General features: G+C 57.4%; 19 protein-coding genes. 9 read left to right on the forward strand and 10 right to left on the reverse strand.

The genetic code is table 11. The features are described from left to right. Positions 1-309 precede the first annotated feature (309 nt). The gene (locus K3169_RS03840) at positions 310-1,206 is read right to left on the reverse strand and encodes a LysR family transcriptional regulator (protein ID WP_263270042.1); all 897 of its coding nucleotides are present in this window, start codon (positions 1,204-1,206) and stop codon (positions 310-312) included. 150 nt (positions 1,207-1,356) lie between these two features. On the opposite strand from K3169_RS03840, the gene K3169_RS03845 reads away from it, so the two are divergent. From K3169_RS03845 to K3169_RS03870, 6 genes are all read left to right on the forward strand, one after another. Beyond that, positions 1,357-2,847 carry an aldehyde dehydrogenase family protein gene (locus K3169_RS03845; RefSeq protein WP_317633750.1) on the forward strand — a complete coding sequence of 497 codons (1,491 nt, stop codon included), beginning with the start codon at positions 1,357-1,359 and terminating at the stop codon, positions 2,845-2,847. A 638-nt stretch (positions 2,848-3,485) separates the two neighbouring features. Then, positions 3,486-4,619 carry a branched-chain amino acid ABC transporter substrate-binding protein gene (locus K3169_RS03850; RefSeq protein ID WP_027898117.1) on the forward strand — a complete coding sequence of 378 codons (1,134 nt, stop codon included), beginning with the start codon at positions 3,486-3,488 and terminating at the stop codon, positions 4,617-4,619. Between the two features lie 171 nt (positions 4,620-4,790). Further along, complete coding sequence (locus K3169_RS03855) at positions 4,791-5,705, forward strand: ABC transporter permease subunit (RefSeq protein WP_099267792.1); 915 nt, start codon at positions 4,791-4,793, stop codon at positions 5,703-5,705. 2 nt (positions 5,706-5,707) lie between these two features. Beyond that, entirely contained in the window at positions 5,708-6,988 is a 1,281-nt protein-coding gene (gene livM, locus K3169_RS03860) for a high-affinity branched-chain amino acid ABC transporter permease LivM (protein WP_099267793.1), read from the forward strand. Further along, entirely contained in the window at positions 6,985-7,860 is an 876-nt protein-coding gene (locus K3169_RS03865; RefSeq protein WP_122708726.1) for an ABC transporter ATP-binding protein, read from the forward strand. Before livM ends, K3169_RS03865 begins: the two co-directional genes overlap by 4 nt. After that, the gene (locus K3169_RS03870; RefSeq protein WP_099267794.1) at positions 7,857-8,573 is read left to right on the forward strand and encodes an ABC transporter ATP-binding protein; all 717 of its coding nucleotides are present in this window, start codon (positions 7,857-7,859) and stop codon (positions 8,571-8,573) included. Before K3169_RS03865 ends, K3169_RS03870 begins: the two co-directional genes overlap by 4 nt. A gap of 197 nt (positions 8,574-8,770) precedes the next feature. On the opposite strand, the gene K3169_RS03875 is transcribed toward K3169_RS03870, so the two are convergent. Beyond that, positions 8,771-9,250, reverse strand: a complete 480-nt coding sequence (locus tag K3169_RS03875; RefSeq protein ID WP_099267796.1) for an Lrp/AsnC family transcriptional regulator — start codon at positions 9,248-9,250, stop codon at positions 8,771-8,773. Between the two features lie 194 nt (positions 9,251-9,444). Between K3169_RS03875 and K3169_RS03880 the strand changes: the two genes are divergently transcribed. After that, positions 9,445-10,461: a 1-aminocyclopropane-1-carboxylate deaminase gene (locus K3169_RS03880; RefSeq protein WP_263270048.1), complete on the forward strand. Its 1,017-nt coding sequence runs from the start codon at positions 9,445-9,447 to the stop codon at positions 10,459-10,461. Positions 10,462-10,668: 207 nt separating this feature from the next. Here K3169_RS03880 and K3169_RS03885 read toward each other — a convergent pair whose 3' ends face one another. Continuing rightward, positions 10,669-11,136, reverse strand: a complete 468-nt coding sequence (locus tag K3169_RS03885) for a transketolase (protein ID WP_263270050.1) — start codon at positions 11,134-11,136, stop codon at positions 10,669-10,671. A 231-nt stretch (positions 11,137-11,367) separates the two neighbouring features. Here K3169_RS03885 and K3169_RS03890 point away from each other — a divergent pair, with 231 nt between their 5' ends. Next, positions 11,368-11,847: an Lrp/AsnC family transcriptional regulator gene (locus tag K3169_RS03890; RefSeq protein ID WP_263270052.1), complete on the forward strand. Its 480-nt coding sequence runs from the start codon at positions 11,368-11,370 to the stop codon at positions 11,845-11,847. Between the two features lie 703 nt (positions 11,848-12,550). Continuing rightward, a complete protein-coding gene (locus tag K3169_RS03895; protein ID WP_027899731.1) occupies positions 12,551-13,315 on the forward strand; it encodes an SDR family oxidoreductase in 765 nt (254 codons plus the stop codon). A gap of 176 nt (positions 13,316-13,491) precedes the next feature. On the opposite strand, the gene K3169_RS03900 is transcribed toward K3169_RS03895, so the two are convergent. From K3169_RS03900 to K3169_RS03930, 7 genes are all read right to left on the reverse strand, one after another. Continuing rightward, positions 13,492-14,634, reverse strand: coding sequence for an AGE family epimerase/isomerase (locus tag K3169_RS03900; RefSeq protein ID WP_263270054.1), 1,143 nt, complete (start codon positions 14,632-14,634; stop codon positions 13,492-13,494). Between the two features lie 233 nt (positions 14,635-14,867). Next, a complete protein-coding gene (locus K3169_RS03905) occupies positions 14,868-15,440 on the reverse strand; it encodes a HupE/UreJ family protein (RefSeq protein WP_027902253.1) in 573 nt (190 codons plus the stop codon). Positions 15,441-15,466: 26 nt separating this feature from the next. Next, the gene (gene ureG, locus K3169_RS03910; RefSeq protein WP_027902252.1) at positions 15,467-16,084 is read right to left on the reverse strand and encodes an urease accessory protein UreG; all 618 of its coding nucleotides are present in this window, start codon (positions 16,082-16,084) and stop codon (positions 15,467-15,469) included. A gap of 58 nt (positions 16,085-16,142) precedes the next feature. Then, positions 16,143-16,817, reverse strand: a complete 675-nt coding sequence (locus K3169_RS03915; RefSeq protein WP_099267800.1) for an urease accessory protein UreF — start codon at positions 16,815-16,817, stop codon at positions 16,143-16,145. Further along, positions 16,814-17,314 (reverse strand): urease accessory protein UreE, encoded by a 501-nt coding sequence (gene ureE, locus K3169_RS03920; protein WP_027902250.1) that lies wholly within the window; start codon positions 17,312-17,314, stop codon positions 16,814-16,816. Before ureE ends, K3169_RS03915 begins: the two co-directional genes overlap by 4 nt. Before the next feature lie 168 nt (positions 17,315-17,482). Next, entirely contained in the window at positions 17,483-18,115 is a 633-nt protein-coding gene (locus K3169_RS03925; RefSeq protein WP_231677185.1) for a TetR family transcriptional regulator, read from the reverse strand. Positions 18,116-18,584: 469 nt separating this feature from the next. Beyond that, complete coding sequence (locus tag K3169_RS03930) at positions 18,585-18,758, reverse strand: hypothetical protein (protein ID WP_161628615.1); 174 nt, start codon at positions 18,756-18,758, stop codon at positions 18,585-18,587. Between the last annotated feature and the right edge of the window lie 110 nt (positions 18,759-18,868).

Raw genomic sequence — 18,868 nt, forward strand, 5'->3', positions numbered from 1 at the left:
AAGCTTGAGTTTGTAGACCGGCTTTAGCCGAGGGGGGGGGCGCAAATCCTGTTGGAGGGAGCCTTGCCGCGATGCAGGCGCTTTGCTCCGTCAGGCACACCGCGTTACCGTTCTTCGCGGGCAAGCCCGGCTCCTACGGAATAGCGCGGTCTATGTGGGAGCGAGGCTTGCCCGCGATGCATGAGAGACAGCCAGAAGACATATCGCGTTATCGTTTATCGTCGGGATGCCGCCTCGCGAACAAGTTCGCTCCTACCATGTGGTGGGGGGCAGGCAGGAGGCAATTTGTTGGCGAGAGGTTTCGTGCGCTCATTCTCCTCCCAACTGCTCCAGCATCCACTTCGCAAAGTCCCTGATCTTTGGCACTTCAGCAGCGTGCTCCGGGTAGGCCATGTAATACGCGTCGCTGCTTGGCAAGGCGTGTTGCCATGGGATGACCAGCTTGCCGTCGGCCAGTTCTTCTTCCACCAGAAACCGCGGCAGCAGGGCGACGCCGCAGCCGACCTGCGCTGCGCGGATGCACATGTAGAAGGTTTCGAAGCGTGGTCCGTGGTAGCTGTGCTCGGTGTGATAGCCCTGACTGTCGAACCAGTCATGCCAGCCTTGGGGGCGATTGGCGTTTTGCAGCAGGACCAGATCGGCCAGCTGTGTCGGATCGGTAAACGGAGTCGAGGGTAGAGCGGCCGGTGAACAGACGGGCACCAGTTCTTCGCCAAACAACCGAATACTCTCTGCGCCCGGACGCGCGCCCTGGCCGAAGTAGAAGGTGAAATCGCAGCGGCTTTGAATCAGGTCATCGTTCTCCTGCTCGTTGACCACATCCAGATGGATATGCGGATGACGCAGACGCCAGCCTTTCAAGCGCGGCACCAGCCAGCGTGCGCCGAAGGTCGAGGGTGTCGAAACCCGCAACACCTCGGTCTCGCCGCCGTAGGAGCGCAGGAAGTGCGTGGACATCTCCATCTGGCTCAGAATCTTGCGCACTTCGCCCAGATACAGCGCGCCGGCCGGGGTCAGTTGCAAGCGGCGACGCACGCGACGAAACAGTAAGTGCTGCACCAGTTCTTCAAGCTGCGCCACTTGCTTGCTGACGGCACTTTGCGTGAGGTTCAGTTCCTCGGCCGCGCGCGTGAAGCTCAAATGCCGGGTGACCGCTTCGAAGCATTGCAGCGCCGTGATGGACGGCAGGTGGCGTCTGTTGAGCATGTTCTAGCCTTTTCCGATCTTGATACCGCGAGCATGAATAAAAGGAATGATATCTCGCCTAATGGTCGTTTGTTGATGGCGTTAAGGCCAGTTATTACTAGAGCCTGAAGATTTACCGTTATTCCAGCATTCCCGAAATCAGGAGAGAACATGCTTACCGACCTGCTAAACCGCCTCGGTGTCGACCCCGCGAAATATCAAAAGGGCGACCAGCCTGTCCATACACCTATCGACGGCAGCCGTATCGGTGCGGTGAGCTGGGAAGGTGCTGCAGAGGTTGAGCAGCAAGTTACGCGTGCCGACGCTGCTTTTCAGGCCTGGCGCAAGGTACCGGCTCCGCGTCGTGGCGAGCTGATTCGTCTGTTCGGTGAAGCGCTGCGCAAGCACAAGGCTGATCTGGGGGAGCTGGTTTCATGGGAAGCTGGCAAGATCACCCAGGAAGGTCTGGGTGAAGTGCAGGAAATGATCGACATCTGCGACTTCGCCGTCGGCCTGTCCCGCCAGCTGTACGGCTTGACCATCGCCTCTGAGCGCCCGGGTCACCACATGCGTGAAACCTGGCATCCGCTGGGCGTGGTCGGTGTGATCAGTGCGTTCAACTTCCCGGTCGCGGTCTGGTCCTGGAACACCGCACTGGCGCTGGTGTGCGGCAACTCGGTGATCTGGAAGCCGTCTGAGAAAACCCCATTGACCGGTCTGGCGTGCCAGGCGCTGTTCGACAAGGTCGCGGCTGACTTTGCCGATGCGCCGGAGCATCTGGCTCAAGTGATCATTGGTGGTCGTGATGCGGGTGAGGCGCTGGTCGATGATCCGCGTGTGGCTCTGATCAGTGCAACCGGAAGCACCCGAATGGGGCGTGAAGTGGCTCCGAAAGTGGCCGCCCGTTTCGCTCGCAGCATCCTCGAACTGGGCGGCAACAACGCCATGATTCTCAGCCCGACAGCCGATCTGGATCTGGCCGTACGCGCCATCCTGTTCAGCGCCGTCGGTACTGCCGGGCAGCGCTGCACGAGCCTGCGTCGTTTGATCGCCCATGATTCGGTGAAAGCCGAAATCGTTGCGCGTCTGAAAACTGCCTACGAAAAAATTCGTATCGGTCACCCGTTGGAAGGCAATCTGATTGGTCCGCTGATCGACAAGCATAGCTATCAAGCCATGCAGGATGCGCTGGAGCAGGCGACGAGCGAGGGTGGCAAGGTGTTCGGCGGCAAGCGTCAGTTGGAGGACAAATTCCCTAATGCTTATTACGTTTCTCCGGCCATCGTCGAGATGCCAGAGCAGAGCGATGTCGTGCGCGCCGAGACTTTCGCGCCGATTCTGTACGTAGTGGGTTATGAAGATTTCAACGAAGCGCTGCGTTTGAACAACGCTGTGCCGCAAGGTCTGTCGTCGTGCATATTCACCACGGACGTGCGCGAAGCGGAGCAGTTCATGTCGGCGCTGGGCAGTGACTGCGGTATCGCCAACGTCAACATCGGCCCGAGCGGTGCTGAAATCGGCGGTGCATTCGGTGGCGAGAAAGAAACCGGCGGCGGTCGTGAGTCCGGCTCCGATTCGTGGCGCGGTTACATGCGTCGCCAGACAGCGACCGTGAACTACTCGCTAGAGTTGCCGCTGGCGCAGGGCATTACATTCGATTGATAGCTGTTCCGCTGGCGCGGGCGGGTGGCATCTATCTCGACTGCCTCGCCGGCTTCAAGATGTGAATGAGCACTCAGTGGGAGCGAATTTATTCGCGAAGGGGCCTGTATATTCGATAGAAATTTTTCGTCTGCCAGGCAGTCTTCGCGAATAAATTCGCTCCCACGGAATCTGCGCAATCCCGTAGGGCCGGCTAAAACGGAACGCCGCCCGGCCAGTCCTACAAGATCAAGCTTGCTGGCAAACATAGAATCTCCCATGGGTTCCGCGCTTAGCCGTTGTAAAGTGTTGTTGGCGGAACTGCTCCAGTTGCAAAACCTCCACTAACCTCAATTGGTGCGTCCCGTAGCGCAAGCGCACCGCCGGTGTGCAGATCGGTGACGCATGCTGTTACAGCGGGGTTGTACGTAGTGTGATGCGTAGGTTGCTACGTATTTTGCCGCTGGTTGCACCTTTTTATTTCAGGGTTGTACTTTGCTTGATATAGAGGGTTGCATGCCCTGCGGTCAAAGGCTCTAGCCGGGCCGGACGCAACAAATCCGAGAGTTTCATCAGAATAAAAAACGAATGGCACGCCACTTGCTCAGAGCAACTCTGTAGTTGCAGTGCTAATCAAAAAAATCTCAGGAGCACCACTCATGTCGCAGACGTTTTACAGAAAAGGCTTTCTTGCACTTGCAGTCGCTACTGCATTCGGCGTGTCTTCGTTTGCTCAGGCTGATCTGAAGATCGGTGTCGCGGGGCCAATGACTGGCGCCAACGCATCGTTTGGTCAGCAATACATGAAAGGCGCTCAGGCCGCCGCCGACGCGATCAACAAAACTGGCGGCGTTAACGGCGAAAAAATTGTACTGACGGCGTATGACGATGCCTGCGAACCGAAACAGGCCGTTGCCGTCGCCAACAAGGCCGCCTCGGACAAAGTAGCCGGTGTTGTCGGTCACTTCTGCTCCTCGTCAACGATCCCAGCCTCGGAAGTTTATGACGAAGCCGGCATCATCGCTATCACCCCAGGCTCTACCAACCCGACGGTGACCGAACGCGGCCTGACCGCCATGTTCCGCATGTGCGGTCGTGACGACCAGCAAGGTATCGTGGCGGGCGACTACATTGTCGATGTTCTGAAAGGCAAGAAAATCGCCGTCATCAACGATAAGGACACCTACGGCAAAGGCCTGGCGGATGCGACCGCCAAGCAGCTCACTGCCCGTGGCGTGAAACCGGTTCTGGAAGAAGGCCTGACCCGAGGCGAGAAAGACTTCAGCGCCCTGGTGACCAAGATTCGTTCTGTCGGCGCGGACGTCGTCTACTTCGGCGGTCTGCACCCGGAAGCCGGTCCTCTGGTTCGTCAGATGCGTGAGCAAGGCCTGAAAGACGTCAAGTTCATGTCCGATGACGGCATCGTAACGGATGAGTTGGTGACGACCGCTGGCGGCGCGCAATACGTTGATGGCGTGTACATGACATTTGGTGCTGACCCTCGCGTACTGCCAGACAGCAAGGCCGTCGTGGATGAGTTCCGCAAGTCCGGCTACGAGCCTGAAGGCTACACGCTGTATGCCTACGCTTCGGTTCAAGCCTTGGCCGCTGGCTTCAATGGTGCCAAATCCAACAAGGGCGAAGATGCCAGCAAGTGGCTCAAAGCTCACCCCGTTAAAACTGTAATGGGCGAGAAAGCCTGGGACACCAAAGGCGACCTGAAAGTCTCCGACTATGTGGTTTACCAGTGGGACAAAGACGGTAAATACCATCAGCTCGAAAAACAGAAGTAAGCAAAGCGCATAGCCGCGCGAGTACCTCAAAGGTGCTCGCGCGTCTTGTTAATGGGGGCGCAAGGTCGCGACCCCGAAGTTCTTCTGTCAGCTACTGAATGACGGTCCGCTGTTTCTCACAAGGAAACTTCGGACTGCATCGTTAGCCTTTCAAGTTCGTGAGCGTGCGTGATGGACGGTATTTTCCTGCAGCAAATGATCAACGGTCTGACCCTCGGGTCGGTCTACGGTTTGATCGCCATCGGTTACACGATGGTCTACGGCATCATTGGCATGATCAACTTCGCCCACGGCGACGTGTACATGATCTCCGCGTACCTGGCCGCCATCGGCCTGGCCGTCCTCTCATTTTTCGGTCTGGAGTCCTTCCCTTTCCTTATTCTCGGCACGCTGATCTTCACCATCGTGGTGACTGGCGTTTATGGCTTTGTCATTGAACGAGTGGCTTACAAACCACTGCGTAACTCGACACGCCTTGCCCCCCTGATCAGCGCCATTGGTATCTCGCTGATCCTGCAAAACTACGCACAAATCAGCCAGGGTGCGCGTCAGCAAGGCGTACCGACGCTGCTCGAAGGCGCCTGGCGCTTTGAAGTCGGCAGCGGCTTCGTGCAAATCACCTTCACCAAGGTATTTATCCTGATTGCTGCGTTCGTTGGCATGGGCGTACTGACCTACATCATCAAGTACACCAAGCTGGGCCGGATGTGCCGCGCGACCCAACAGGATCGCAAGATGGCATCGATTCTGGGCATCAATACCGATCGGGTGATTTCTTACGTGTTCATCATCGGTGCAGCCATGGCCGCATTGGCCGGTGTGCTGATCACCATGAATTACGGCACCTTCGATTTTTATGCCGGCTTCATCATTGGCATCAAGGCGTTCACGGCTGCGGTGCTGGGCGGCATCGGCTCATTGCCGGGCGCGATGCTCGGTGGGTTGATCCTGGGGGTTGCGGAGTCGCAGTTCTCCGGTTTGATCAACTCTGATTACAAAGACGTGTTCAGCTTCGGCCTGTTGGTACTGATTCTGATTTTCCGTCCTCAAGGCCTGCTGGGTCGCCCACTCGTGGCGAAGGTATAAATATGTCTGCTCCTACTAAACCCGTCAGTTTCAAACAAAGCCTGATCGATGCCGTGATTGCGGGTCTATTGGCGCTGATTGTTTTTGGTCCGATTGTTGGCGTGGTGCTCGACGGTTACAGCTTCAACCTTGAGCCCACTCGCGTTGCCGTTCTGGTCAGTGTTGTCATGGTCGGTCGTCTGTTGTTGAGCCTGTTCATGCAGACGCCCAAGGGCTTGAGCATCGCTCAAAGCTTCGAGAGCTCGGGTTCAGGTGTTCATGTGCTGCCGCCGGATTACAAATCGCGTCTGCGCTTCATCATCCCGGCGATGATCGTCATCGCGATGGTGTTCCCGGTGTTTGCCGACAAGTACGTGCTGACAGTCGTCATCCTTGGCCTGATTTACGTCCTGCTGGGCCTGGGGCTGAATATCGTGGTCGGTCTGGCCGGTCTTCTGGACCTGGGGTATGTGGCGTTCTACGCCATTGGTGCCTATGGTCTGGCGCTGGGGTATCAATACCTCGGTCTGGGCTTCTGGTCGGCATTGCCACTGGCGGCAATTGCTGCGGCGTTGGCCGGTTGCATACTGGGTTTTCCGGTGTTGCGTATGCACGGCGATTATCTGGCCATCGTCACGCTGGGCTTTGGTGAGATCATCCGGCTGGTGTTGAACAACTGGCTGTCGTTCACCGGTGGGCCAAATGGCGTAGCGGTTCCTTCGCCGACTTTCTTCGGTCTGGAGTTCGGACGTCGCGCCAAAGACGGCGGGGTGCCCATCCATGAGTACTTCGGGTTCGATTACAACCCCGACCTCAAATTCATCTTCATCTACGCAGTGCTGTTTCTGGTCGTCCTGGCGGTGCTGTACATCAAACATCGTCTGACCCGCATGCCGATTGGCCGTGCCTGGGAAGCGCTACGTGAAGACGAGATTGCCTGCCGCTCGATGGGGCTGAACCACGTTCTGGTCAAGCTTTCGGCGTTCACCATCGGCGCATCGACTGCCGGTCTGGCCGGGGTGTTTTTCGCCAGCTATCAAGGCTTCATCAATCCGACCTCGTTCACCTTCTTCGAGTCAGCATTGATCCTTGCCATCGTGGTACTGGGCGGTATGGGGTCGACCATGGGCGTGGTCATTGCCGCGTTTGTGTTGACGGTTGCTCCTGAGCTACTGCGCAGCTTCGCGGAATACCGTGTGCTTCTGTTCGGGATACTCATGGTGTTGATGATGATCTGGCGGCCACGCGGCCTGATCCGTGTCTCACGTACCGGGGTCACTCCACGCAAGGGGGTTGCGCCATGAGCAACGACATCGTTCTTTCGGTTGAGCACCTGATGATGCACTTTGGCGGCATCAAGGCGCTCAGCGACGTCAGCATTCAAGTGCGACGCAATTCCATTTTTGCCCTGATTGGTCCCAACGGCGCGGGCAAAACCACGGTCTTTAACTGCCTGACCGGTTTCTATAAAGCCACAGGCGGGCGCATTGAATTACACACTCGCGGCACGACCACCAACGTGATCAAGCTGCTGGGTGAGCCGTTCAAGGGCACAGACTTTGTCTCGCCGAAAAGCTTCCTCAGTCGCGTCTACTACAAGATGTTCGGCGGCACGCATCTGGTAAACCGGGCAGGGCTGGCGCGGACCTTCCAGAACATTCGTCTGTTCAAGGAAATGTCCGTACTGGAGAACCTGTTGGTGGCCCAACACATGTGGGTCAACCGCAGCCTGTTGGCGGGCATTCTCAATACCAAGGGTTATCGCGAGGCAGAAGAAGTTGCCATCAATACGGCGTTCTACTGGCTCGAAGTAGTGGACCTGGTGGACTGTGCAAACCGTCTGGCGGGCGAGCTTTCCTATGGCCAGCAACGCCGCTTGGAAATCGCCCGCGCCATGTGCACCCGGCCGCAGGTGATTTGCCTGGATGAACCGGCTGCGGGCCTCAACCCGCAGGAAACCGAAGCGCTGAGCGGCATGATCCGCCTGCTGCGTGATGAACATGACATGACCATTGTGCTGATCGAGCACGATATGGGCATGGTCATGGGGATTTCCGACGATATTGTGGTGCTCGACCATGGCAACGTCATTGCCACTGGCGGGCCTGAACAGATTCGCAACGATCCGAAAGTGATTGCGGCGTATCTGGGCGCTGATGAAGAGGAACTGGTATGAGTACGCCGATCCTCGAAATGAAAGAGATCGATGTTTTTTACGGGCCGATTCAGGCCTTGAAGAAAGTCTCGTTGCACATCAATGAAGGCGAAACCGTCAGCCTGATCGGTTCCAACGGCGCGGGTAAATCCACGCTGCTGATGTCGATCTTCGGCCAGCCCCGGGCGGCTAGTGGGCAGATTATTTATCAGGGCACCGACATCACCCAGAAGTCGTCGCACTACATCGCGTCCAACGGCATTGCGCAGTCGCCGGAAGGGCGTCGGGTGTTCCCCGACATGTCAGTCGAGGAGAACCTGATGATGGGCACTATCCCGATTGGCGACAAACATTCGGCTGAAGACATGCAGCGCATGTTCGAACTGTTTCCGCGCCTCAAGGAGCGTCGTAATCAGCGCGCCATGACCATGTCCGGTGGTGAGCAGCAAATGCTCGCCATTGCTCGTGCGTTGATGAGTCGTCCCAAGTTGCTGCTGCTTGATGAGCCAAGCCTCGGCCTGGCACCGATCATCGTCAAACAGATCTTTGCCACCCTGCGCGAACTGGCAGCTACCGGCATGACCATCTTTCTGGTCGAACAAAACGCCAACCATGCGCTGAAGCTGTCTGACCGGGCTTATGTCATGGTCAACGGCGAGATTCGTCTGAGCGGCACGGGGCAGGAGTTGCTGGTTAATGAAGAGGTGCGTAACGCTTATCTGGGTGGGCATTGACCAGATGGCATGATGCAAATTGTTGGATTGAAATGCATTTCTGTAGGAGCTGCCGAAGGCTGCGAAGCATTTCTCCTGATACACCGCTATCGCAGCCTTCGGCAGCTCCTACAGGTCGTGGGTTTGCCGCGAGACAGCGCGGTGTCATGCACACCGGGGACACTCCTAAAGGAACAAGGGTGCCTCTCAAGCTCAATTCACAACGGAATCATTGTCGTCGACAACACCGAACGCAGACCCATGAACGAACGGATCTGGCGCACGCCTGGCAGGTACAGCAACTGTTCGGCGTGCAGTCGGTTGAAGCTTTGACTGTCCCGGGTGCGCAGCATCATCAGGTAGTCGAATTCCCCCGTCACCACATGCAGCTCCATGCAGCCGGAGATTTTCTGCGCCGCGGTCTCGAAGGCCGAGAATGATTCCGGGGTCGATCGATCCAGCACCACGCCGATAATCACTACCATCCCCGCATCCAGCGCTTCGTAATCCAGTACCGCCACAATCTTCTTGATCAGCCCTGCCTGCTTCAGCCGCTCAACCCGTCGCAAGCACGCCGGAGCGCTGAGCTTGACCTTTTCCGCCAGCGCGACGTTAGAGATTGAAGCGTCTCTTTGCAGGGCTTTGAGGATGGCCCGGTCAATTCGGTCGGTACTGCTGGCGTCTGTGCTGGTGGTCATTTCAGTGGCGGTCTTTTATTGCGTGATTAAAATAATCCTAACAACTTTATTAGGCTAAATCCCTAAATGATTAATAAAGCGCCAAAAATAGCCTTAAGTTTGCAACCCGTTTTTTGGCTCGTTTCCTTAATATTGAATCCATCGCAAGCACTGCAGAGCGTGCCTGCATACTCTCAATATCAAGGAGCCCTGTTATGAATCTGAGCAAATTCAAGCGCTACCCTCTGACGTTTGGTCCTTCGCCCATCACGCCTCTTAAACGACTCAGTGCGTACCTAGGTGGCAAGGTCGATTTGTACGCCAAGCGTGAAGACTGCAACAGCGGTCTGGCCTTCGGCGGCAACAAGACCCGCAAGCTGGAATACCTGATTCCCGAAGCGCTGGAGCAGGGCTGCGACACGCTGGTTTCCATTGGTGGTATTCAATCCAACCAGACCCGTCAGGTAGCTGCCGTGGCTGCGCATCTGGGCATGAAGTGTGTGCTGGTGCAGGAGAACTGGGTCAACTATTCCGATGCGGTGTATGACCGGGTCGGTAATATCGAGATGTCGCGAATCATGGGCGCTGATGTGCGTCTGGATGCGGCCGGCTTCGACATCGGTATCCGTCCGAGCTGGGAGAAAGCCATGTCGGACGTTGAGGAAAGCGGCGGCAAGCCTTTCCCGATCCCTGCTGGCTGCTCTGAGCACCCTTACGGCGGCCTGGGTTTTGTCGGCTTTGCTGAAGAAGTTCGCGAGCAGGAAAAAGAGCTGGGCTTCAAGTTTGATTACATCGTGGTTTGTTCCGTCACTGGCAGCACCCACGCGGGCATGCTGGTGGGCTTTGCAGCGGATGGCCGTGCGCGTCGGGTGATCGGCATTGATGCGTCGGCCAAGCCGGAAAAGACCAAGGCGCAGGTGCTGCGTATCGCCCAAAACACCGCGAAGCTCGTGGAGCTTGGGCAGGACATCACCGAGGACGACGTGATCCTCGATACGCGTTTTGCCTATCCGGAATATGGTCTGCCGAACGAAGGGACGCTGGAGGCGATTCGTCTTTGCGCGCGTACCGAAGGCGTGCTGACCGACCCCGTGTACGAAGGCAAGTCGATGCACGGCATGATCGAGATGGTCCGCAACGGCGAATTCCCGGAAGGCTCGAAAGTGCTCTACGCCCACCTGGGCGGCGTGCCTGCGTTGAGTGCTTACAGCTTCATCTTCCGTAATGGTTGATAGGTTGGCTCCATAGCTGAATTGGAATGCTGCTTCCTTTGTGGGAGCAGAGCTTGCTCGTGATTAGGCTGGACGCGGTTCACTTAATCCCGAGTCGCCCTTATCGCGGGCAAGCCCGGCTCCCACAGGGTCTGCGTTCATCTTTAGACCCAGTTGCCCTCATCGTTGGATTGCCAAACCGAGCACCCACATAGGTGTGACGTCCAATCAAACCCCAATAAACCGCTCTTCCAGAATGCTCTTCGCCAATGTGCTGACCTTTGCCAGAATCTCCTCAACCTGCTGATCCATGGCTTCTGTTGAAAAGTCCGATTCCCCAAGCCTGACCACATGCAATTTGTGGCCGCATACCGAGCCTAGCCAGGTGAGTTGCGGCGAAGGGCTTTCTTCGATATCCAGCAAATAACAGCCTTTGGACACCGAGCGCAGCAGTTGGCTGGCATGGCAGCGTGTGTCCAGATTGAGAGCGGCTTGACTCGATTCTGCCCGTAGCCAGTCTTCTAGAAACTCGTTGGGCTCTCTGACATGCAGATAACCGACCTGGTCCCAATCATCTATCGCACTGCGCAAACGCTCGCTGATGTAGCCCGGCAATCCGGCACGCGTAACGATCACGACGCCGACTTCCGGGGAGGGGTTTTTGACCCAGACAGCAGATTCCGATATCCCAAGCATGACGGCGCTCCTGGCGGTTTGAAGGTGCACGTTTCCTGCGTCCTAAACTACTGAAAGTCCTGCGGGGTTTCCTACGTATTAATGCCCTCGAATCGGAAGGTCGTCCGCTTCGTAGTGGTCGTGCGGATGAATATTCACGCTCAGGCGTTTTTCGCGGGCAGTTGTTCATACACCGGCACGATTTGCGCATGACTGCCGGTCTGCCCCACCCATTCAAGGAGGTCCCGGACAATGAAAGAGCCGCCTCAAATGCCTGAAGTGACAGTGCAGGAGCGCAAGATCCTGCGAGCGTTGCAGGTCGATGGCCGTATCAGCAATGCAGACCTCGCCAGGAAGGTTGGGTTGAGTACTACCGCATGCTGGAACCACACGCGGCGGCTGTACGAAAACGGCATCATTAAAAGCGTGCGCGCCCAGATCGATCCCAATGCAGTGCAGCAAGGCACCGTCGTGCTCATCGGTGTAGTGCTTGACCGGTCGACACCCGAGAGCTTCGCGACCTTCGAAGCGGCTGCCCGTGAACTGCCACAAGTGCTGGAATGCTGGCTGGTCGCAGGGGATGTGGATTACTTCATGAAAATCAGGGTTCGGGATCTGCCGGCGTTCAATCACTTGCATAACACCCGGATTATTGCGCTGCCCGGTGTACGTCAGGTCCGGACTTTTTTCGTACTGAATGAGGTGAAGTCCGACGGCTTGCTGTTGATCTGATGACCGCCCTCAAACATCGTCTGCCCAATTGTGGAAAACAATTTTGGAGAGCCGCCAAACCGCGACATAAAGCCGCTGCAAATGCTTGTTTTGTCACGCTTTTGACTTGTTCAGGTTTACTGTGGAACTGCCTGTGAATAACGTGGGAGCATTTAGCTGAAGCCCTTGTTTTATAAGGCTTGTAGAGTGATGGTTAAAATTTGATCAGCGCTCTTCGAGCTTGCTCGGCGTGCATTTGTCAACGCTTTGAGGGCTGGTTTTTCATACAGGTATTTCATTTGCTTTGCCTGTGGATAAGTCTGTGGGCAAGCATTGGAAATAGTTCGCAAACCGGCAGCGGATATGGCCTGAAGCAATGACAAGGGGATTTCGGCGCGGCGGATGTTTCATTGCCATTACACGAGGAGAGAATGACGTCAAGGGAAAAACCGCTTTGGCTCTCCCTCAGGCCCCGCAATCCGGGGGCTGTGATGAAAAGAGTTGCCCACGGATATTGTGGGCCTGACTGTGGATAACGTGGGTAAAACCCCGTTTGACCCCGGCTACGCCTGGTCCTGCGGTATCTGGTTGTTTTTTGTACAAAAAGTGCATTGTTTTATCCACAGACTTGCTCCCGACCTCTCTGGGCGGGCATTCTGCTGGGCTTGTTTATTTATCGTTATTAACCGGTCTGCACTCAGGTGCGGCACATCAGGAGAATGAAATGACTTCCACTGTGTTCATTACTGGCGCTACTTCCGGGTTTGGCGAAGCCTGTGCCCGTCGCTTCGCACAAGCCGGCTGGTCGCTGGTGCTGACCGGCCGCCGTGAAGAGCGTCTCAATGCCCTCAGCGCTGAACTGTCCACGCAGACCAAAGTGCATACGCTGGTGCTGGACGTGCGCGACCGCGCTGCCATGGAAGCTGCCATTGAAAGCCTGCCAGCCGAGTTCGCAACCATCCAGGGTTTGATCAACAATGCCGGTCTGGCTCTGGGCATCGATCCTGCGCCCAAGTGCAGCCTGGATGACTGGGACACCATGATCGACACCAACATCAAGGGTCTGGTCTACAGCACTCGCCTGTTGCTCTCGCGCCTGATTGCTCATGGTCGCGGTGCAAGCATCGTAAACGTGGGTTCGGTGGCGGGTAACTATCCTTACCCGGGCGGCAACGTTTACGGCGGGACCAAGGCCTTCGTCGGTCAGTTCTCGCTCAACCTGCGCAACGATTTGATCGGCACTGGCGTGCGGGTTACCAACCTTGAGCCAGGCCTGTGCGAAAGCGAATTCTCGCTGGTGCGCTTCGGTGGTGATCAGAGCAAGTACGACGCGACGTACGCAGGCGCAGAAGCGATCCAGCCGCAGGACATCGCAGAGACCATCTTCTGGATCATGAACACCCCGGCGCACGTGAATATCAACAGCCTGGAATTGATGCCGGTCAGCCAGACCTGGGCAGGCTTCGCGGTTGATCGTAATCGCGGTTGATTCAAGAGGTGTGCAGGAGCCAGATTGTTGGCTCCTGTCAAACAAAGCCGGTCCGTCAGTTGCAACGTATTCTTGTAGGAGCTGCCGAAGGCTGCGAAGCATTTATCCTGACATACCGTGATCGCAGCCTTCGGCAGCTCCTACAGGTCATCTGTTTGATGTGCGACAGCGTGGTGTCAGCGATGGCTCTGGAAATACCTGGCCAACCCGATATAACACGTCGCCAGGTGATAGGGCGTGGTCGATGGCATGTCGCTGCGGCTGACCTGACCATTGGCGTCCAGGCACTCGTTCCAGCCGCTGGCATGCAGGAATCGCTTCTGCAGTGCCAATAACTGTTTACCCAGCGCCGCTTCGCTGCCGGGCCGTAAAGTCAGCGCCCGCAAATACTCGGCCTGTGCCCAGATGCGCTGGGTGCCATCCTGAATATGTCCATCGCTGGTCAGCGCGGCCGCTACGGCGCCTGTTTTCGCATCCACCCCTTGGGCTTCGGCATGGATAAACGCCGTGCTCAGTGACTGATGCAGCGCGCTACCGCGCAAGTGCGGCGACGACTCCAGCAGGAAGTACCATTCAAACTGATGGCCGGGCTCGTACCAGTTATCCACAGCGGCCAGCGGTTTCTCCAGCATTACCCCGTGTTCGCTGTCCACGAAGCGCCGTTGCATGGCGGCTGCCAATTCGTTCAGCGTCGCCAGTGTTGCCTCGTCGGCGCGCACCTCAACGGTGGCCAGAAGCGCTTCGGCCAAATGCATCAACGGATTCTGCAACGGCCCGCTGCCCAGCGTTGCCCAGTCCTCATCAAGCACCGCTTCATACAGCCCGTCATCATCGGCAAACTGCTCTGCCACGACATCCAGCGCTGCATTGAGCACTGACTCGACCAAGGGCTCGCGAACCCTGGCCCAATAGTGTGCGCAAGCGAAGATGATAAAGGCGTGGGTGTAGAGATCCTTGCGACGGTCCAGTGGCGCGCCCTGCGGGTCGATGCTGTAGAACCAGCCACCGTGCTCGGCGTCATGGAAGTGCCGTTGCAGTGAGCGAAACAGTGCGGCTGCACGGGTGGCAGCTTCGGGCACCGCTGGATCATCGATCAGGCTGGAAAACAGAAACAACTGTCGCGCACAGGCCATGGCGCGATAACGCTGCGGTGGCAGTGGTTGGTGTTGCGCATCGACCGCTTCATACGGCAAAGCCAGCTGTGCATTCCAGCCAGGACCAAGCCAGACCGGCACGATGGTTTGCAGGAAGTGCGCCTGAACGCTGGCGAATACGGCGTTCAGGTCAGGCTGAAGGGCGGAGCAGGAAACATCTGGCATCGGCAGGCGTCACAGCAGGGGCGAATTGCGCGACATGGTAGCAGCTAGTACCAGACTGTAGGAGTCGTCCCGAGGATCAGGCAGTTCACGACAACCTCTGCTGGAATGCTATCCCCGTGGGAGCCGGGCTTGCCCGCGATAAGGCTGGACGCGATCTAAAGTGCATCGCATCCAGCCTTATCGCGGGCAAGCCCAGCTCCCACAGGGAGCGCGTCTAATTCAACAGTGCAGTATCAAGCAGCCAGCAACCAAACACCCGCAGCCGCCGAGGCAGCACCGGCAATCCGCACCAATGGCGCAGCCGCTGTAGGCAGGTAGCGCACAACGGCATAACCAGCAGCGTGCAGGGCAGCAGTGGCGACTACGAAGCCGATGGCGTAGGCCGCCGGGCTGGACATGTCTGGCAGCTCAAGGCCGTGGGCAACACCGTGGAACAAAGCGAACAGCGCTGTGGCGCCTACGGCCATGAACAGCGGTGGACGAATCGCCAGTGCAACGGCCAGACCCAGCGCCAGCACCGAAGCCGCGATACCGCTTTCCAGCGCAGGCAGGTTCAGGCCTTCGAAGCCCAGCAAGCCACCGATCAGCATGGTGCCGACGAAGGTGCAAGGCAGGGCCCAGCGCGCAGCGCCTTTTTGTTGAGCGGCCCACAGGCCTACGGCCAACATGGCCAGCAAGTGATCCAGGCCACCAATCGGGTGGCTGATACCGGCGACGAGGCCGTTGTCGCCATGTCCAGGGTGAGCAAAGGCCAGCGCTGGAACCAGCAGCAGAGCAAGGGTGCCGAGGGCTTGTTTGTAGTTCATGCAAAGCTTCCTTGAGGGAGTGAAAATCAGGCCGCGTTGGTCAGCAGACCCTGGCGTTCGATGAAGGCGATGATCTGTTCCAGACCCTGGCCGGTTTTCTGGTTACTGAACACGAACGGCTTTTCGCCGCGCATCTTCTTCGTGTCGCGGTCCATCATTTCCAGGGACGCGCCCACCAGCGGTGCCAGATCGATTTTGTTGATCACCAGCAGGTCGGATTTGCAGATGCCAGGGCCGCCTTTGCGTGGCAGCTTGTCGCCCGCTGAAACGTCGATCACGTAGATGGTCAGGTCCGAGAGTTCCGGGCTGAAGGTGGCGGACAGGTTGTCACCGCCTGACTCGACGATGATCAGGTCAAGGCCTTCAAAGCGACGGTTCAACTGGTCGACTGCTTCCAGATTGATCGATGCGTCTTCGCGGATGGCCGTGTGCGGGCAGCCGCCGGTTTCAACACCAATAATGCGTTCCGGTGCCAAGGCTTCGTTGCGCACCAGGAAGTCAGCGTCTTCGCGGGTATAAATATCGTTGGTGACCACTGCGAGGTTGTAACGCTCACGCAGGGCCAGACACAGCGCCAGCGTCAGGGCTGTCTTGCCTGATCCGACGGGACCACCGATGCCGACACGCAGAGGTTGGCTGTTCATTGAGTTCTCCGTTGAGCTCTGGTTATTGAGCTCTGTTAGTCATTTGCCAGGTAGAAGATCAGGACCGAAACAGCCGGCTGTATTGACGCTCATGGGCCATGCTCGCCAATGACAGACCGAAAGCGGCACTGCCAATATGTTGTGGATCAAGGTCTGTCGCATGCTGTTGGGCTTGCTGCAGCAACGGCAGCAACTCGCTGGTCAGGCGCTGCGCAGCCTGTTGACCCAGCGGCAGGGTTTTCATCAGGACTGCGAGCTGGTTTTCCAGCCAGCTCCACAACCAGGCAGCCAGAGCGTCCTGCGGGCTGATCTGCCAGGCACGAGCAGCCAAGGCCCAACCCAGTGCGAGATGTGGCTCCTCGGTTTGCGCCAGAAACTCCCGCGCAGGGCGATCAAGCTCTGGCAGCCCGATGAGTAGCTGTTTCAGGGAATAGCCCATTTGCCGACTTTCCAGATTCAGCTCGCGGGTTTCCCGACTGGCGCGATGTTCGTCGCTCAACTGCAGCAACTGGCACCAGTTTTCTTCTGCCGCTGCAACACAATGAGCGAGCAGCAGCGGAGCCTCGAAGCGGGCGAGGTTGAGCAGCAACTGGTCGCCGATCCAGCGTGACGCGCTGGCCGGATCAACCACCCGTTGGTTTTCCACCGCCATTTCCAGGCCTTGGGAGTAGCTGTAGCCGCCAATCGGTAATTGCGGACTGGCCAGGCGCAGCAGCGCCCAGGCGCTGTTCATATACGCACGCCAAACTGGTGCAGTTTCGGCGGGTAGTTGAAATCTTCCTCGCCTGCCCGGGAGTGGTGGTGGCCGCCACCATAGGCACCGGTTTCCGGGGAGAAGGGCGCTTCAATCGATTCCGTCGTTGCGCCCAGCTGATCGAGCATCGCCTTGAGCACATAGTCGTCGAGCAGGCGCAGCCAGCCGTCCCCTACTTGCAGCGCAACGTGACGGTTGCCCAGATGGTAAGCGGCGCGGGTCAGTTCGAAGGTGCTGCTGCAGGTGACATGCATCAATTGTTCGGGACGGGCGCAGACACGGACGATACGGCCGTCTTCGGCCTGTAGAAACTCACCATCGTGCAGCGGTTGCTGACCGCGCTCCAGAAAGAGGCCAACGTCTTCACCGTCGGCACTGTAGCAACGCAGGCGGCTTTTGCTGCGCGCCTCGAAATTCAAATGCAGCTCGGCGGCCCATTCGGTTTGAGAGTCGATTCTTTTGTGAATCACCAGCATCGGAAGGCATCCAGCTAATTGCGATGCTTCAAGACAGAGCAAGGGGCTTGCCAACAGTGCAGGTTGTAGGAAAAAGCCGACGGAAAAGGTAGGAATGAAACGCCGGTCGAGATATTTCGCACCCAAACAGTGCTATTCGTTTGGAGTGCACCAATTTGAGTCGACTGGCTATTCCGCGCTGGGCAGTCCGCGCCAATGTTTGGCACCACTGAAGATGAAACGCAGTTGGTGAGTGATCTTGGCCTGAGGCTTCAAGTGTACGGGCAGCGCATCGCTTGGTGGGTCGATCAGTTCAGGGAGCATGGCGAACACGCTTTTCACCACCAGGTCTGCAAGGATCGAAAGTGATGCTGCATCCAGATGCTGCCATTTAGGCATGGTGCCCAAGTCTGTCGCGAGGTCGGCACTGATGCCATCACGAAGTGCGCAGAGCGCTTGCCGCACCTGCCGGGAGCCGCCGTATTGCTCGCGGGCCAGAAACAGGAATTGCGCACGTTTGGCTGATACCACTTCGAGAAAGATACGAACCGATGCTTCGATCAGGCCGCCCATGACAAATTCGTTGTGGCGCACCAGACGCAGGGTTTCGCGAAATGTCTGACCGACCTCGCTGACCAAAGCGAGACCCAACTGATCCATATCGTCGAAGTGGCGATAGAACCCCGTCGGCACGATGCCCGCGGTGCGCGCCACTTCCCGAAGGCTCAGGCTGCCGAAGCCGCGTCCGCTTTCCATGAGGGTGTGGGCGGCGTTGAGCAGCGCATGGCGGGTCTGTTGTTTCTGTTCGGCGCGGGGCAGCATGACGGTAGACAAATCCGGGATGACAGGCAGCACTTTAGCAAATGCGCTTTGGATGCGTCGAAGGGGTTTTAGCCTGGGCCAGTTGATCGGTCTCCCGCAGGCGCTGCTATCTCGTCTACAGCCGCCGCTGTCGCGCGGTAAACACAGGATCTGTAGGAGCGCGCTTGCCCGCGATAGCGTCAGTGCAGCCGACATATTTATAGACTGACATACCGATTCGCGGGCAAGCGCACTCCTACACAGACTGTGTGAAAACTACTGCAGGCTGGGCACCTTCGGTGCTACGCGCACAATACTGCGTTAAAAACAGGCGAAAAATGCTCATTTAGAACACTAGAGTCGGACGCGACCCCGGCCGTTTTTCGCCTGTTTTTGCCTTGTCTTGCCGTCGCTCGCTACGTTTTCACACAGTCTGTACAGGTTTAAAAAGCATTCCAAATATATTGTCTGGATGGGGGATTTTCAGTTTCTAAACCCGCTGATACTGCTTGATCAACTGCGCATGGCCATCCTGCGCAATCGTCTCGTGCAGGGTCTGCATGCCCATCTTCACTTCAGCACTGGGTTCGCGCTCGGGCGCTGGTACGGCCCAAACGTTAGCGGCCAAAAAGGAAAAGGTCAGGGCGAGCCATACGCGTTTCATGATATTCGCTCCTCTCAAGAGCTTTTGGGGTGGTGTATGGCAGCGATATTACGCCCGGCCTGTCGATAGAGAAGTTCGTATTCCTGATGGTGAAAATCATCGATATTGAT

It is taken from the genome of Pseudomonas phytophila (assembly GCF_025643095.1).
GTDB lineage: Bacteria > Pseudomonadota > Gammaproteobacteria > Pseudomonadales > Pseudomonadaceae > Aquipseudomonas > Aquipseudomonas quasicaspiana.